We start from the raw sequence: 14,781 nt of genomic DNA, 5'->3' as shown, positions 1-14,781 counted from the left end.
TCGCTGTTTGATCTTTCAGAGGTAATGATGAAACGCACTATCGCTGGTTTCTTATGTGTCCTGTTGTTGCAACCGGTAGCTTTGTTTGCACAGAGTGAAGACGCGGCAATCATTCGGTATGCCGCACGGCATCACCCGGTCTATGACACTAACGGCATGGTGGCGTCACAAAATGCGATTGCTAGCAAAATCGGTGCTGACATACTTGCTCGCGGTGGCAATGCGATAGACGCGGCTGTTGCGGTCGGGTTCTCGCTGGCGGTAACGCTTCCCCGCGCAGGCAACATTGGTGGCGGCGGTTTTATGCTGATCTATCTGGCAGAGACCGGAGAAACCATTGCCGTCGATTATCGCGAAATGGCGCCGCCCGGCGCCAGTCGCGATATGTACCTTGATGAGAACGGCGATGTTGATTCGACACTGTCCAAGTTCAATCACTTGTCGTCAGGCGTACCGGGTACTGTCGCCGGGCTGTACGCCGCCCACGAACGTTACGGGCGTTTACCCTGGCGTGAACTCTTGGCGCCGGCGATAAAGCTGGCCAGTGACGGCATTATTGTCAGCTACGATCTTTCGAATCTGCTCAAATTCCGCCGTCAACGGCTGGGTGCCAACCCGGCCAGTCTTGCTTACTTCTATAAGAAAGGCGGCGTGCCCTATGAAGCGGGCGAACGTCTGCGGCAGCGGGATCTTGCGCGCAGCCTTCGGCTCATCGCCCGGCAGGGACCTGATGCATTTTACAAGGGCGACATTGCCAAGCTGATCATCCGCGAGATGGAAGCCAACGGCGGACTTATCGACGCTGAAGCACTGGCATCGTACAAGCCGGTGTTTCGCCAAGCCGTCAAAGGGTCCTACCGTGGGTTTGATATTGTTTCCATGCCACCGTCGAGTTCCGGCGGTGTGCACGTCATTCAAATGCTCAATGTTCTCGAGCAATTCCCGCTGCGGGACATGGGCGCTGGCAGTGCGGACAGTATTCGATCTGCTGACTGAAGTGATGAAGCTGGCCTTCGCGGATCGCAGTGAACACCTTGGTGATACGGACTACTACGACGTTCCAATTGCGTGGTTGACCAGTGAGTCCTACGCGAAGGAACTGGCCGACGGAATCGATATGCAGCAGGCCCGGCCGCTCCAGCGAGATTGCACCAGGCGTAGCGCCTCGTGTGGAGAGCCGGGACACTACCCACTTCTCGGTGATGGATAGTGATGGCAACGCGGTCGCGAACACCTACACGCTCAACTTCAGTTATGGCTCAGGCATCAGTGTCGCCGGCGCGGGCTTTCTGCTGAACAATGAAATGGATGATTTCGCCGCCAAGCCGGGAGTGCCCAATGGCTTCGGACTGACCGGTGGCGACGCCAATGCCATTGAGCCTGGCAAACGACCACTCAGTTCGATGACACCGACAATGGTATTGAAAAACGGTCAGCCGTGGCTGGTAACGGGCAGTCCGGGCGGCAGCCGGATTATCTCGACAGTGCTGCAGATGATTGTGAACGTCATCGATCATGGCATGAACATCGCGGATGCGACGGCGGTGCCGCGTATCCATCACCAGTGGCTGCCCGATCAGCTCGAGCTGGAATCCGGGTTCAGTGCTGATACGGTCCGCGAACTGCAGCGACGCGGCCATAACATAGAGAGCACGGACGCGATGGGCAGTCTGCAGTCAGTGATGCGAGAAGGGGACTTGTTTCAAGGCGCATCCGACCCGCGTCGTCCGCAAGCCGGGAGTGTTGGCCCTGCAATGAATACGGCGACGCAATGAACAGAAACCGTGTTGGGCATCCACGCAGGCGCAGGCGATTGTCAGTGGACGTTGCGCTGCAGTGAATAACTCGGCGCCCGGACATTCCCGTGTTGGTGATGTCAGTTTGGGCGCTCGTCGATATGCACTGGGCATATTGGTTGCTGTTTATACGTTCAATTTCATCGATCGGCAGATTCTGGCGATCCTGCTTCCGGCGATCAAAGCCGAATTCCTTGTGGACGACTGGGTGTTGGGCTTTCTCGCTGGCTCCGCGTTCGCACTGTTCTATGCGACGCTCGGTGTGCCAATTGCGCTGCTGGCTGATCGTTACAATCGTCGCAACCTGATCGCTTTGTCGCTTGCAATCTGGAGTGGCATGACGGCGTTGTCAGCCGCCGCTGGCAGCGTACTGCAATTGACGCTGGCCCGCATCGGCGTGGGCATCGGCGAAGCCGGTTGCAGTCCCCCCGCGCATTCAATGATTTCTGATTACTACCCTCCGGAACAGCGCTCAACTGCTTTGGGGATTTTCACGCTCGGTATCTCCATCGGCATTATGATCGCGTACCTGGCTGGCGGCTGGGTCGTTGAGCATATTGGCTGGCGGGAAGCATTCTTGATCGTCGGCCTGCCGGGCCTCGCGCTTGCGTTGCTGGTCAGGTTCACGGTTACCGAGCCCGCCCGCGGCAATGCGGATGCTCGCGTCGACAATTCCCCGCCGCCGGGAATTACTTATGTGGCGCGGTTTCTGTTTCTGCGCCGTTCCTTCGCACACATGGCAGTGGGCTCTGGTCTGGCCGCGTTTGGCGGGTATGCGATTGCCAGTTTCTTTCCGAGTTTCCTTGTGCGCAGTCACGGCATGAGTCCGTCGCTGATTGGTATTTACCTCGGGGTGATACTGGGTATCGCCGGTGGCGCGGGATTCGCGGGCGGTGGCTGGATGGCGGATCGCCTTGGACGCTACGGTCGACGCTGGTCAATGTGGGGTGTGGCTGCCGCATTGATTGCTGCTTGGGTTTGCCTGTTTCCGGTCTACCTGAGTGATTCAGCCAATGCCGCATTGTTGTGGTTTCTGTTGCCCGCCATGCTTTCCAATTTTTATCTGGCGACGACGCTGGCGCAGGCGCAAAACCTAGTTGGACTGCGGATGCGCGGTGTCGCGGCGGGGCTCATGCTGTTTATCCTGAATATTATCGGTCTTGGAATGGGGCCTCGAGGTGACCGGAATTCTTAGCGACCTGTACGCGCCGGCATTCGGCCAGGAATCGATGCGTTACAGTTTGCTAACAGTCGCTGCAGTAGTAGGGCCCTGGTCTGCTTTTCACTACTATAAAGCAGGCTGTTACCTTGAAGGTGACCTAGCGAGGGTTGATGATCACGAACTGGGCGCCGGCAATTTTCGAAATTCGGGCGTATGGCTGGCGGGACTGTGCGCAGTTTCGGTATTGGTGCTTTACCTGATAGTCAGATAGCGCAGCCCGGGCTGCACGTCGTTGACGGCGGCGGTACCGGGTCTACGCAGCATAAGGGAACGAGACATGCTGGACCGATTGACGGCCCGTGTGCGGCAACGCGTGGATTGCGAAGACGCGTTCGGCTTTTGCGTGAAACTGGTGGTTAAGAATCTCGGCTGCATTTACGTGGACGGATCGAGCTACCCGATAACCGTTAGCAATACCGACGGGGATGCCGCCGCGACGTTGAAGCTCAGCGGCGCGGATCTGGAAGATCTGCTTGACGGGCAACTATCGCCGTTGAAGGCGTTCATGGTGGGGCGCGTGCAGGTTGAAGGTGACCTCGGCAAGGCAATGCAATTGGGACGACTGTTTAGCTGACACCGTGCCCGCAATCCTGCTATCAGACGGCTCGCATGTACCAGTCAAAATCGACGTTGCTCACGACGTTATGAAACAACCGCGCTTCTTCGCGCCGATTGCGCAGAAAATAATCGCAGAACTCCTCGCCGAGATAATCGGGTAGCACCTTGGCGCGGGAGAACTTGTCCAGCGCGGCATCCCACCGTCCTGGCAATTTGCGTTTCAGACTGATAACCGCGCCCGGCTCCACCATGGTTCCGGGATCTACTTTCTCTTTCAGACCGTGGTGCACACCGGCCAGAATCGCTGCGGTAACAAGATAGGGATTGGCGTCGGCGCCGGATGTACGGTGTTCAAAACGCAGATTCATTTCATCTGACACTGGAATTCGAATAGCCACGTTGCGGTGATTACTGCCCCAGTTCGGTTCTACCGGTGCAAACATTTCCGGCCGCAGGCGGCGATAGGAATTGGCGTTGGGCGCAAAAATTGCGGTCGCTTCCGCCATGGTTGCCCGCAGTCCTCCCACCGCGTGCCGGAGTTGGGCCGAGTAGGGCGGTGTCGCCATGGATTCTTTGCCGCGTGAAAAATAATTTCGACCTTTGCTGTCGACGATGCTCATGTGGACGTGCAGCCCGGAGCCGGAGTCGTCTGCAAACGGTTTGGCCATGAAGCAGGCGACGTAACCGTGTTTTCGGGCGACGGCTTTGACGGCACGTTTCAGCAATACGGCGTGATCGCAGGCCAGGACAGGGTTGTCGACATGCTGCAGGTTGATCTCGAATTGCCCTGGTGCAAATTCTGACGTGGTTGTGCCCGCCGGGATGTTCTGCAGTTCGCAGACATCGTGAAGGTCGTCGAGAAACTGTTCGATGTCGTGCAGGTCGTCAGGATGATAAACCTGCGGGCCGGGTTGCGGACGGCCAATGCCGGGTACCCTGGAAACGCTTGCAGTTGGTCGATCAGCCTTCGCATCCAGCAGGTAAAACTCCAGTTCGGTCGCCATGACCACTTTCAACTTCATACGTTGCAGCGGTTGCAAAGCGCGCTCCAGAACACTGCGAGGGTCCGCGAAAAACGGTGTGCCGTCCGCCAGTCGGAAACGAAACAGCGCTTGTCCACTGGGCCTTCTCGACCACGGCAAGGGCGCCAGACTGCCTGCGACGATTTCGGCCGCAACGTCCGGATCGCCATCGTCGGCCGAGTAGTGAATACCTGGAATGGTGTTGCCCAATGTGTCGAGCAATAGGGTGCCGCCGGGCATGCAAAAACCGTCGCTAAAAGTCTTGGAGAATTCCTTTTGCTTTATTCGTTTGCTGCGCGGGACACCGTTGATGTCGGTAATCAGGAGTTCGATGCTCGTCGAATTGGGCTGGCGTTTCAGGAAATCTCGCAGTTCTCTTGTAGCCGACGCGGCGGTGGATTTGCTCATGCGCTGAAGGTCTCTTGCTGTCCCGTGGTTCAGGTTCTACCGCTGTCCTGATGCTTAGGCAAGCGGAATGGCATGCCAGCGTCGCTTGCACAGGATGCCCGCAATGCCATAATATGAAATACGAGCCCATAATATGGTGTCATTCTTATGCGTGATCCGCGTCCCCCGCAGGGAGCCCAGTCAGCACTCCGAGCAATACGATTGCTGAAGTTGTTTACGCCGGAGCGGGCCGAAATGACCCTGGCTGAACTTAGTTCTGCTGCCGGCCTGAACAAAACCACCACACACCGTTTGCTGCAGGCGTTGCAGAGCGAGTCATTGATCGAGCGAAATGCCGCGAACAGCGCTTACAGTCTCGGTCCCGGTCTTATGGCATTGGGTGTCCAGGCACTCGCAAGCAGTGACCTGCGACGTCGGGTCCGACCGTTGTTGCGGGTTCTGGCAAGGGATATCGGTGAAACGGCAACACTGGAAGTCCCGGTGGAAAACAGCATGCTGATACTCGACGAAGTGGCGGGTGGTCACGTCATTTCGGCGGCCGGTAATATCGGCACACGTTGGCCCCTGCACGCGACGAGCACTGGCAAAGCCTGGCTGGCTTTCGATAATGATGGGTTGGCGCGCTTGAGTGACAGTTTGCCGTCGCTGACGCAACGCACCCTCACTCAGAAAGCGGCGTTTCAACCGGAATTGACTCGAATACGGCGCTGCGGATATGCCGTCACCGTTGATGAACTTGAAGAAGGATTCACGGCGATTGCCACAGTAATTCGCAGTGCGCTGGGCGAAGTGCAGGGCGCACTGTCGATTGGTGGGCCCACACAGCGACTTGGTCCTGCACGGTGCGCGGAAATTGGTGCATCGTTGTGCAAGGCGGCGATTCGCCTCAGTCCAGAGTATTAGTTCTGCGAAGCAGCATGCTAGTATTGGCCGCGGTTAAACGAATAAGAAGAACAACATCAACCGAATAACCGCAGCTCTACTCTTGCTTTTTCTCTTTGCCACCGCGCAGGCGGAAGGCCCAAGTATTGATGCGCCTGATCTTGCGCTATCGGATGTCGAGTTTACTGTCTCGGTCAATGGTATTGCGTCGTCGGCACCGGTGACATTACGGGTCGGAAATTATCAGGCAACGAACCAAAGTACGGCAGAAGGTACTGTGCTTTTTGAGGACGTCCTTGTCAGCCAATCGGGTGACGCTGAAGTCTCTGTGCAAGTGGCTGGACAGTCCCCGATATTGCAATCGGTGCGAGTACTGCCCGGTTGGGTGTCGGTTACTCCACCGCTGGTTGCCATCCTGATGGCGTTGTTGCTGCGCAACGTAATCCCGGCATTGCTGGTTGGTATCTGGCTAGGGGCGGCGGCGTTACGCTCGTTTACTCCGCAAGGTGTATTCGGTGGACTGCTCGACAGCTTTCAGGTGTTTGTGGTTGGCGCGTTGGCTGACGCAGATCATGCGGCAATCATCCTGTTTTCGATGATGATCGGTGGCATGGTCGGAATCATTACCCGCAACGGAGGTATGGCCCGCATTGTCGAAATGTTTGTTAGCCGTGCCAAGACCGCTGTTAGTGGTCAGGTATCGGTCTGGCTGATGGGCCTGATGATTTTCTTTGACGATTACAGCAATACGCTGGTCGTCGGCAATACCGCCAGGCCGCTGACGGATCGCTTGTTTATATCCCGCGAAAAGCTTGCTTATATCGTTGATTCGACGGCGGCACCGGTAGTTTGCATTGCGTTGATTACCACCTGGATTGGTTACGAGGTGGGTCTTATAGGCACCGCCCTCGAGCAGATACCCGCCATCGAAGCGCAGGCGTACACCGTGTTCCTGAAATCTATCCCCTACAGCTTCTACCCGATTCTTGCCATCGTATTTGTCTTTGCTGTTTCGATAAGCGGCAGGGATTTCGGGCCGATGTATCGCGCCGAACAGCGCGCCCGCGCTGGCCAGGTGGCGCCAGTTAGCAGCGAAGAATTGCCTGCCATGCAGGGCGACAATCTGGAAGCCAAGCCGGATGTGCCGTTTCGCGCGTGGAATGCGTTTGTCCCATTACTGGTAATGATTGCGTCATTGTTGATCGGGCTTTATGCAACCGGTAGCGGTGATACGTTGATGGAAATTATAGGCTCTGCCGACTCGTACAAGGCAATGCTGTGGGCATCGCTGCTGGGCGCGTTAACGGCGGCTGTAATGACTGTTGCACAACGCATATTGAGCGCTCAGGAAACAGTGGACGCCTGGTACGGTGGCGTCCGCGCAATGTTATTCGCGATGATCGTTCTTGTACTGGCATGGGCGTTGTCGAGCGTGACCGAGGCCTTGCACACGGCGGACTACCTGGTTTCGGTATTGGCTGATTCACTACCGGCGCCACTGGTCCCCGCTACCGTGTTCATATTGTCGGCGGTAACCGCGTTCACTACCGGTACCAGCTGGGGCACGATGGGTATTCTGATGCCACTGGTCGTGCCGTTGACCTGGGCCGTGATGGGCGTATCCGGTATGCAGGACCCCGAGCACATGCACCTGCTGTATTCCGCCATAGCCTGTAATCTTGCCGGTGCCGTCTGGGGTGATCATTGTTCACCGATTTCCGACACCACAGTGCTGTCATCAATGGCGAGCAGTTGCGATCACATCGAGCACATTCGCACGCAGATGCCCTATGCGTTGCTGGTTGGCGGAGTGGCGATGGCGGCGGGCACGATTCCCGGCGGTTACGGCATGTCGCCGCTTATTTCATTGCCGATCGGCGTGTTGCTGTTGGTTGGTATCCTGCGTTACTTCGGTCGCGTCGCCGGTCAGGAACCGGCGGCGGGCGCGTCAGGTTGACGTTCAGGCACCGACTCGCCGAACGCCGGTAATTGCAGGCAATGCGCGTCAATCGAAGTCAATAGCGGGTACGGTGCAAGGTCAACGTTGAAACGCCGTGCGTTGTACATTTGCGGAACCAGCCAGGCATCCGCCATCGTCGCCGTCTCTCCGTAACAGAACTTGCCATTGCTGCCAGATCGGGCAACAAGTTTTTCCAGCGCTGCAAAATTACGGCCAATCCAGTGTCGCGTCCATTCGGTGACAGCATCGTCGTCGGCGCCGAAGTTACTGCGCAGGTGATTGAGCACGCGCAAGTTCTGCAACGGGTGTGTATCGCACGCTATTAGTGCAGCCATTTCACGAACACGTGCACGGCCATCGGGGTCGCTGGGTAGCAAAGCAGGCTCGGGGTAGCGTTCTTCAAGGTATTCGGCGATGGCCAGTGATTGACCAAGTGACAAACTGCCGGTTTCCAGAACCGGCACCAAGCCCGTCGGATTGCGCTCGAGAAAGTCAACCTTGGTTTGCTCGCCGAGGTTCAGCATGACGGGTTCGAATTCCCAGCTGATTTTCTTCAGGTTCAACAGAATTCTAATACGGTAGCTCGCGCTACTACGGTAATACCCATACAGTTTCATCGGAAAATTCAAGTCTCTCTGAGTGATGGTAAAGCGGTCGACGCCGGCGGATAGTCTAACGCTTCAGGAGCGCGGCGTCTGAGCGATAAATAAGCTAAACTGTTGTATCCAGATTATTCCAAAAAAACCAAACTTGAGGACACACAATGCGTAGCCTTGTTTCATTCATTGTATTGCTGATGGCGTTGCCGTCAATTGCCGACGAACAGACTGAACAGAAAGTCCGTGATGCCATGACATCATCCATCAGGACTGAAGCGGAAATTGTCCGTGATGCCAATCGCAAACCGGTCGAGACATTGGCGTTCTTCGGTTTGAAAGACGACATGCGCGTGCTTGAATTGTTACCCGGAGGCGGCTGGTACACAAAATTGCTGGCGCCTGTGTTGCGTGACAAAGGTGAGCTGTACGTGTCGATCGGCACGAACGGTGTTAGCAGCAATCTGATGACTCAGAATGGATTCGATCACATCAAAGTGCTGGATATTGACGCCGCCATGGAGCGCACAGGTCCGTTTGGTACCAATAACATTGGGTCATTTGATTTTGGTGTTAAAGGTCTGGATCTGGTCGTAACGTTCCGCAATATGCATAATTTCACGCCGGAAGGTCGGGCTAATATTAATGATGCTGTTTTCAAGTCACTTGCGCGTGGCGGACTCTACGGCGTGATTGATCACAGCCGTCGGCACATGGAACCCCTGTCCATGGAAACGCGCCGCCGTGCGGACGTCGTTGAAATCATCAAGGAAGTGCAGGCAGCCGGCTTTGAGCTGGTCGACTACAGTGATCTGCATTTCCGTCCGGATGACGAGTTGCGCTACGAAGTTGGCCGTAAGACGGTAACCGGCAATACGGATCGCTTTACCTTGTTGTTCAAGAAACCCTGAAACTGCGCGCGGGCAGGGCGTCGCGAGCCCTGCCCGCCGTCAGGTGGTGTACAGGAACGTCGGGTCTGACGTATCCTAGACCTCCCGGGCAAAAATGCCTGACGCGACCAGGTTCAGGCCGTTTTGGCCCTTTATGTGTGCAAAACCCGTAATCGGAATTCCGTCGGATCGACGTATCGTCGAGCCACACCCGTTCCATATGGTGGGCGAAAAGTACATCTCAGCGATCGTTGACGGCGCGCATAGCCTGCCTGTCTTGTTGCCCTCACTGGGTGATCGTCTGCCCGCCGAAGAATTGCTCGCCGGATTGGACGGCCTGTTTCTGACCGGCAGCCCGTCGAATGTTGAGCCTCATCACTACGGTGGTGCTCCCAGCCGATCAGGTACTTTGCACGATCCGGCGCGGGATGCCACGACGTTCCCATTAATAGAGGCTGCGCTTGCTGCGGGCATGCCTGTCTTTGCCGTATGTCGCGGCTTTCAGGAGTTGAACGTCGTGCTTGGTGGAACATTGCACCCGTTTGTGCACGAAGTGTCGGGCTATCACGTTCACAAAGAAAACCCGGCAGACCCGCTCGACATTCAGTACGGGCCAGCTCACCCCGTAAACCTTGTAGAGGGCGGTTTGTTGCACTCACTGGCAGGTCAGGGGACTGTGACGGTGAACTCTCTGCACAGTCAGGGCATAGCAAAGCTGGCCCGCGATGTACGGATTGAGGCGCTGGCGGACGACGGTCTGGTTGAGGCGTTTAGCGTGGATCAGCACAACAGTTTCGCGCTCGCGGTCCAATGGCACCCGGAATGGCGCGTGACAGAAAATGAATTTTCCATGGCAATGTTTTCCGCATTCGGTGATGCGTGCCGCGATTTTTCGCAGCGCCATCGATAATCTGTGTAATAGCAACGACGTTTTTAAAACAACAAAGCAATTAATCCAAGGTGCCCGGAAAGCGGCACATGAAGGTGTAAAGTGGATGACAAGGAGTTATTTCAAAACTGGTTCCGGGAACACAATACGGAGGACTTAGAAGCCTTCGTGCCGGACATGGCGGGTGCCGCAAGAGGCAAGTTATTGCCCGCGGACAAATTTGGCAGAGGTGAGATGAAATTGCCGGAAGGCATTTTCGCGCAGACCGTATCTGGCAACTACGTCGTCAACAAGTCCAATATCGAAGACCGGGACATGCTGTTAGTACCTGATTTCGCAACCTTGCGACCGGTGCCATGGGCCAGTGACCCGGCTGCATCCGTATTTATGGATTGTCAGCGCAAAGACGGCTCGCCCGTGAATACGTCTCCGCGGCAGGTCTTGAAGAACATCGTCAAATTGTACAGTGACAAAGGCTGGACGCCGGTGGTCGCACCCGAGGTGGAGTTCTATCTGCTGAACCCCCACTCTGATGCGAATGCTGAAGTTGAGCCGCCGGAAGGCAGGCTGGGACGTACTGAAACAGCAAAGCAGCCGTACAGTATCGATACGATGAACGACTTCGATCCGTTCATTAACGACGTCTATCTCTATTGCGAAGAACAGGGTATTTCGATTGATACGCTCTCCCAGGAAATGGGGCCGGCGCAGTTCGAGATCAACTTCTTGCACGGCGACCCGATCACGCTTGCCGATCAGGTATTTCTGTTCAAGCGAACCATTCGCGAAGCGGCTATCAAGCACGAAATGCACGCAACGTTCCTGGCACGACCGATGTCGGAAGAAGCGGGCAGTGCGTTGCACATCCATCAGAGTGTCGTCGATAAGGATGGCAAGAATATTTTTTCGAACGCCGACGGCTCAGCCAGCGATTTGTTCTACTCCTACATCGCAGGTTTGCAGAAATACGTACCGGAAGCGTTGCTGATGTTTGCGCCTTACCCGAATTCCTATCGGCGTTTCCTCAGTTATTGGGCGTCGCCGATCAATCTGGATTGGGCCATCGACAACAGAACCGTCGGTTTGCGAGTACCGGATTCTGCTCCGGAGGCGCGCCGGGTTGAGAACCGCCTGGCCGGCGCGGACGTCAATCCGTACCTGGCAATCGCGGCTACATTGGCCTGCGGTTATCTCGGTATGACCGAAGGACTAACACCGACTGAAGAAACCACAGGCAGTGCTTATGACAAGCCGTTTGGTTTGCACAGGCACATGTTCTCGGCGATTGAGGCCTTTGAAAGCAGTGATGCATTGCGGGCTACGTTAGGCGATTCGTTCGTTTCGTTGTACACCGCACTCAAGTACGAAGAAGTGACGGAATTTGAACAGATCGTTACTCCGTGGGAACGCGAGGTATTGATGTTCAACGTCTGATCGACGAATACGCCCAGCCTTTAGTGAGACCGTCAGGATGTGAAATTGCACTGCCGAACGGTTTCACTATTGGCTAACATGATTTGCCTTACCACCTACCCAATCGAGGATCCGGACTATGGCGATTGCCGATAGCCGTCAAGGCAGTGAATGGAAAGACCTGGACGGTCGCCACTACCTGCACCCCTTCACCGATCACAAGTCACTGGCGAAGACCGGAAGTCGCATCGTCACCCATGCTGACGGTGTCTATATCTATGATGCCGACGGCAACAAGATACTCGATGGTATGTCGGGACTCTGGTGCGTAAACGCAGGCTACGGCCGTGACGAACTGGTCGATGCTGCTGCAAATCAGATGCGTGAACTGCCGTACTACAACAGCTTCTTCCAGTGTGCGCATCCGCCGTCAATCGAGTTGTCGCGTATGCTGAAGGAAGTCACTCAGCCGCAGTTCAATCGGGTATTTTATACGGGCTCCGGTTCCGAATCGATTGACACAATGATTCGTATGGTCCGCCACTACTGGGACTTGAAGGGTGAACCACAGCGCAAAACCCTGATCGCAAGGAAGAACGCGTACCACGGTTCAACAATCGGCGGCGCGAGTCTGGGTGGCATGAAGCCCATGCATTCGCAAGGTGGGCCAATGGTGCCGCGCATAGAGCATATCGATCAGCCGTACTGGTTTGGCAGCGACCGTTCATTGTCTCCGGATGAATTCGGACTTCAGGCAGCACAGTTGTTGCGTCAGAAGATTGAGGAGGTGGGTCCGGATCAGGTTGCGGCTTTTGTGGGTGAGCCGATACAAGGGGCGGGCGGTGTGATCGTTCCGCCGAACAGCTACTGGCCCGAAGTTCAGAAAATTTGTGACGAGTACGGCATTTTGCTGGTAACCGACGAAGTGATTTGTGGCTTTGGTCGCCTCGGCCGATGGTTTGGCGCGGACTACTTCGGTATCAAACCCGACCTGATGACCTTCGCCAAAGGCGTTACCTCTGGCTATCTGCCACTGGGCGGCGTCATGGTCGGTGACCGCGTTGCGGACGCGCTGATCGACAAAGGCGGCGAGTTTTATCATGGCTACACTTACTCGGGGCACCCGGCAGCATGTGCTGTTGCGATAGAAAATATCCGCATCCTGCAGCGCGAGAAACTGGTGGAACGCGTACGCGACGATATCGGTCCCTATCTCGCAGAAGGTTGGCACTCACTCGCGGAGCATCCGATCGTCGGTGAAACCCGGATGGTTGGCTTGATGGGCGCGTTGGAACTGGTGGCGGACAAATCCAGTCTTGCTCGCTTTGACGAAAAGATTGGCGCGGGAACAATTTGCCGCGACTTTCTGGTTAACAACGGACTTGTCATGCGTGCGGTTGGCGATACCATCGTCGTAGCCCCGCCACTGACATTGAGTCACGACGAGGCAGACGAACTGATAGGCAAAGCCTGGAAGTGCCTCGACCTGACGCAAAAGGCAATCGCTGCCTAGCGGAATCGCAACGGAGTTCATGCATGGACAAACGGGCCAGTGACCACGCTATCTTGCGCAGCGATCTATACGGGACTACACCGGAGCCTACGTATGCTGGCGCACTGTCATTCATGCGTCGCAAGTACACCCGTGATCTGGAGGGCGTAGACCTCGTCGTGACGGGTGTGCCGCTCGATACCGCGACGACCAACAGGCCGGGTGCCCGATTCGGGCCCCGAGCGATCAGGGCGGCCTCGTCCATCATGGCCTGGGAACGGCCCTACGGCATGGAGTTCGACCCCTTCGATGTGCTGGCGGTCGTTGACTACGGCGACTGTTTTTTTGATCACGGTCGTCCGGAGGCTGTACCGGAGGTGATCGAGAAGCACGCGCTTGAGATCATTTCACAAGGACCTGGCTTGTTATCTCTCGGCGGTGATCATTTTGTCTCCTACCCCTTATTGCGGGCGCATGCCGAAAAGTTCGGTGCGCCGTTGTCATTGCTGCATTTTGATGCCCACAGTGACACGTGGGAAGACGATGAAGGTCGGATCGACCACGGCACGATGTTTTATCACGCGGTGCAGGAGGGGTTGGTCGATCCCGAGCACTCTGTGCAGATCGGGCTGCGTACGCGCAATGCCGACACACTGGGTTTCCAGATTCTCGACGGTCCCTGGGTACAGGACAACGGTATTGATGCGGTGATTGATGCGGCCCACGCGATACTCGGCGAGCGCCCGGTATACCTGACGTTTGATATCGACTGTCTTGACCCGGCATTTGTGCCCGGAACCGGCACGCCGGTTTGCGGCGGTCTCAGTACGTATCAGGCAATCAGCATCCTGCGCGGCATGCACGGCATCAATCTGATAGGCGGCGACGTCGTTGAAGTTGCGCCGGCTTACGATGTTGGTGAAATCACCGCATTGGCCGCTGCCCATGTCGCAATGGAAATTATCGGTATTTATGCTGCGGCCAATAGCTAAAGCCTGGCACTAGAAACTGGGTGGGGTGCACGCGGAGACGAGCACACATTCGGCACTGCCGGTATTGCGAAAACGATGCGGCATGCGACTGTTGAATCGATAGGCGTCGCCGACTCCCAGTGTCTGCACTTCGTCGCCGACAGTAACCTCAAGACGACCCGCGAGGATGATGCCGCCTTCTTCGGCATCGTGACTCAACATCGACTTACCGGTATCCGCACCTGGCTGGTAGCGTTCATAGAGTATCTGCAACTGGCTGCCACTCAGGTCACTACCGACCTGGCGAAAACTGATAGGGCCGCTGCTGATTTCGCTCAGGTCGTGGGCACGAAAAAAGACCTGCTCCCGGGTGTTGGTGTCTTCGGCGAAAAACTCCGAAAACGACACGCCCATGGCAACGAGAATGCGTTTTAGCAAACCCATCGACGGATCGCTTTGCCCCGATTCGATCAGGGAGATGGTCGCATTGGAGACCCCGGCCATTGCGGCGAGTCGGCGTTGCGACAGGTGATGAGAGTGGCGGAGTTTCTTAAGGCGCAGCCCGATTTCATCCATGCGTACGTGCCTCTTGTTGAGTCGTTAAGAATACTAAACGAAAGTAGCATGCATTCTATATAAAACAATAAGTTAAAATCAATCGTTTAAATATTGTTAACTCCTA

The 14,781-nt window shown here is 56.1% G+C and carries 16 protein-coding genes; 13 read left to right on the top strand and 3 right to left on the bottom strand.

Annotation, left to right across the window (positions count from 1 at the left end):
- The first annotated feature begins 24 nt into the window (after window positions 1-24).
- From AC0L8N_RS03490 to AC0L8N_RS03465, 6 genes are all read left to right on the top strand, one after another.
- Entirely contained in the window at window positions 25-996 is a 972-nt protein-coding gene (locus AC0L8N_RS03490) for a gamma-glutamyltransferase family protein (protein WP_473666186.1), read from the top strand.
- The gene (locus AC0L8N_RS03485; RefSeq protein WP_473666185.1) at window positions 968-1,210 is read left to right on the top strand and encodes a gamma-glutamyltransferase; all 243 of its coding nucleotides are present in this window, start codon (window positions 968-970) and stop codon (window positions 1,208-1,210) included. Before AC0L8N_RS03490 ends, AC0L8N_RS03485 begins: the two co-directional genes overlap by 29 nt.
- Window positions 1,170-1,775, top strand: coding sequence for a gamma-glutamyltransferase (locus AC0L8N_RS03480; protein ID WP_473666184.1), 606 nt, complete (start codon window positions 1,170-1,172; stop codon window positions 1,773-1,775). The genes AC0L8N_RS03485 and AC0L8N_RS03480 overlap by 41 nt, the downstream gene beginning before the upstream one ends.
- A gap of 61 nt (window positions 1,776-1,836) precedes the next feature.
- Window positions 1,837-2,991, top strand: coding sequence for a spinster family MFS transporter (locus AC0L8N_RS03475; protein ID WP_473666183.1), 1,155 nt, complete (start codon window positions 1,837-1,839; stop codon window positions 2,989-2,991).
- Window positions 2,975-3,229 (top strand): hypothetical protein, encoded by a 255-nt coding sequence (locus tag AC0L8N_RS03470; RefSeq protein ID WP_473666182.1) that lies wholly within the window; start codon window positions 2,975-2,977, stop codon window positions 3,227-3,229. The genes AC0L8N_RS03475 and AC0L8N_RS03470 overlap by 17 nt, the downstream gene beginning before the upstream one ends.
- Before the next feature lie 66 nt (window positions 3,230-3,295).
- Complete coding sequence (locus AC0L8N_RS03465) at window positions 3,296-3,592, top strand: SCP2 sterol-binding domain-containing protein (protein ID WP_473666181.1); 297 nt, start codon at window positions 3,296-3,298, stop codon at window positions 3,590-3,592.
- A gap of 22 nt (window positions 3,593-3,614) precedes the next feature.
- On the opposite strand, the gene AC0L8N_RS03460 is transcribed toward AC0L8N_RS03465, so the two are convergent.
- The gene (locus AC0L8N_RS03460) at window positions 3,615-5,006 is read right to left on the bottom strand and encodes a glutamine synthetase family protein (protein ID WP_473666180.1); all 1,392 of its coding nucleotides are present in this window, start codon (window positions 5,004-5,006) and stop codon (window positions 3,615-3,617) included.
- Between the two features lie 147 nt (window positions 5,007-5,153).
- Between AC0L8N_RS03460 and AC0L8N_RS03455 the strand changes: the two genes are divergently transcribed.
- Both AC0L8N_RS03455 and AC0L8N_RS03450 read left to right on the top strand, forming a co-directional pair.
- Entirely contained in the window at window positions 5,154-5,909 is a 756-nt protein-coding gene (locus tag AC0L8N_RS03455; protein ID WP_473666179.1) for an IclR family transcriptional regulator, read from the top strand.
- 82 nt (window positions 5,910-5,991) lie between these two features.
- Window positions 5,992-7,845: a Na+/H+ antiporter NhaC family protein gene (locus AC0L8N_RS03450; RefSeq protein ID WP_473666178.1), complete on the top strand. Its 1,854-nt coding sequence runs from the start codon at window positions 5,992-5,994 to the stop codon at window positions 7,843-7,845.
- Here AC0L8N_RS03450 and maiA read toward each other — a convergent pair.
- Window positions 7,815-8,465, bottom strand: coding sequence for a maleylacetoacetate isomerase (maiA, locus tag AC0L8N_RS03445; protein ID WP_473666177.1), 651 nt, complete (start codon window positions 8,463-8,465; stop codon window positions 7,815-7,817). The two genes, AC0L8N_RS03450 and maiA, sit on opposite strands and share 31 nt — an antisense overlap.
- A 146-nt stretch (window positions 8,466-8,611) precedes the next feature.
- On the opposite strand from maiA, the gene AC0L8N_RS03440 reads away from it, so the two are divergent.
- The 5 genes from AC0L8N_RS03440 to speB all read left to right on the top strand — a co-directional run bounded on the left by AC0L8N_RS03440 (window position 8,612) and on the right by speB (window position 14,120).
- A complete protein-coding gene (locus tag AC0L8N_RS03440; RefSeq protein WP_473666176.1) occupies window positions 8,612-9,355 on the top strand; it encodes a class I SAM-dependent methyltransferase in 744 nt (247 codons plus the stop codon).
- A 133-nt stretch (window positions 9,356-9,488) separates the two neighbouring features.
- Window positions 9,489-10,244: a gamma-glutamyl-gamma-aminobutyrate hydrolase family protein gene (locus tag AC0L8N_RS03435; protein ID WP_473666175.1), complete on the top strand. Its 756-nt coding sequence runs from the start codon at window positions 9,489-9,491 to the stop codon at window positions 10,242-10,244.
- A 156-nt stretch (window positions 10,245-10,400) separates the two neighbouring features.
- Complete coding sequence (locus tag AC0L8N_RS03430; RefSeq protein WP_473670023.1) at window positions 10,401-11,657, top strand: glutamine synthetase family protein; 1,257 nt, start codon at window positions 10,401-10,403, stop codon at window positions 11,655-11,657.
- 118 nt (window positions 11,658-11,775) lie between these two features.
- Window positions 11,776-13,149: an aspartate aminotransferase family protein gene (locus AC0L8N_RS03425; protein WP_473666174.1), complete on the top strand. Its 1,374-nt coding sequence runs from the start codon at window positions 11,776-11,778 to the stop codon at window positions 13,147-13,149.
- A gap of 23 nt (window positions 13,150-13,172) precedes the next feature.
- Entirely contained in the window at window positions 13,173-14,120 is a 948-nt protein-coding gene (gene speB / locus AC0L8N_RS03420) for an agmatinase (RefSeq protein WP_473666172.1), read from the top strand.
- 9 nt (window positions 14,121-14,129) lie between these two features.
- On the opposite strand, the gene AC0L8N_RS03415 is transcribed toward speB, so the two are convergent.
- Window positions 14,130-14,675, bottom strand: coding sequence for a cupin domain-containing protein (locus AC0L8N_RS03415; protein WP_473666170.1), 546 nt, complete (start codon window positions 14,673-14,675; stop codon window positions 14,130-14,132).
- Window positions 14,676-14,781: the final 106 nt, after the last annotated feature.

Source organism: Woeseia sp. D3-10 (assembly GCF_055809415.1).
The sequence above is the reverse complement of the archived record's forward strand: the minus strand, read 5'-3'. Positions and strand labels throughout refer to the sequence as shown.

Bases quoted from the DNA above. Each gene is read 5' to 3' on its own strand.
- AC0L8N_RS03490 (WP_473666186.1), top strand. From the start codon at position 25: ATGATGAAACGCACTATCGCTGGTTTCTTATGTGTCCTGTTGTTGCAA.
- AC0L8N_RS03465 (WP_473666181.1), top strand. From the start codon at position 3,296: ATGCTGGACCGATTGACGGCCCGTGTGCGGCAACGCGTGGATTGCGAA.
- AC0L8N_RS03460 (WP_473666180.1), bottom strand. From the start codon at position 5,006: ATGAGCAAATCCACCGCCGCGTCGGCTACAAGAGAACTGCGAGATTTC.
- AC0L8N_RS03455 (WP_473666179.1), top strand. From the start codon at position 5,154: ATGCGTGATCCGCGTCCCCCGCAGGGAGCCCAGTCAGCACTCCGAGCA.
- maiA (WP_473666177.1), bottom strand. From the start codon at position 8,465: ATGAAACTGTATGGGTATTACCGTAGTAGCGCGAGCTACCGTATTAGA.
- AC0L8N_RS03440 (WP_473666176.1), top strand. From the start codon at position 8,612: ATGCGTAGCCTTGTTTCATTCATTGTATTGCTGATGGCGTTGCCGTCA.
- AC0L8N_RS03435 (WP_473666175.1), top strand. From the start codon at position 9,489: ATGTGTGCAAAACCCGTAATCGGAATTCCGTCGGATCGACGTATCGTC.
- AC0L8N_RS03430 (WP_473670023.1), top strand. From the start codon at position 10,401: ATGGCGGGTGCCGCAAGAGGCAAGTTATTGCCCGCGGACAAATTTGGC.
- AC0L8N_RS03425 (WP_473666174.1), top strand. From the start codon at position 11,776: ATGGCGATTGCCGATAGCCGTCAAGGCAGTGAATGGAAAGACCTGGAC.
- speB (WP_473666172.1), top strand. From the start codon at position 13,173: ATGGACAAACGGGCCAGTGACCACGCTATCTTGCGCAGCGATCTATAC.
- AC0L8N_RS03415 (WP_473666170.1), bottom strand. From the start codon at position 14,675: ATGGATGAAATCGGGCTGCGCCTTAAGAAACTCCGCCACTCTCATCAC.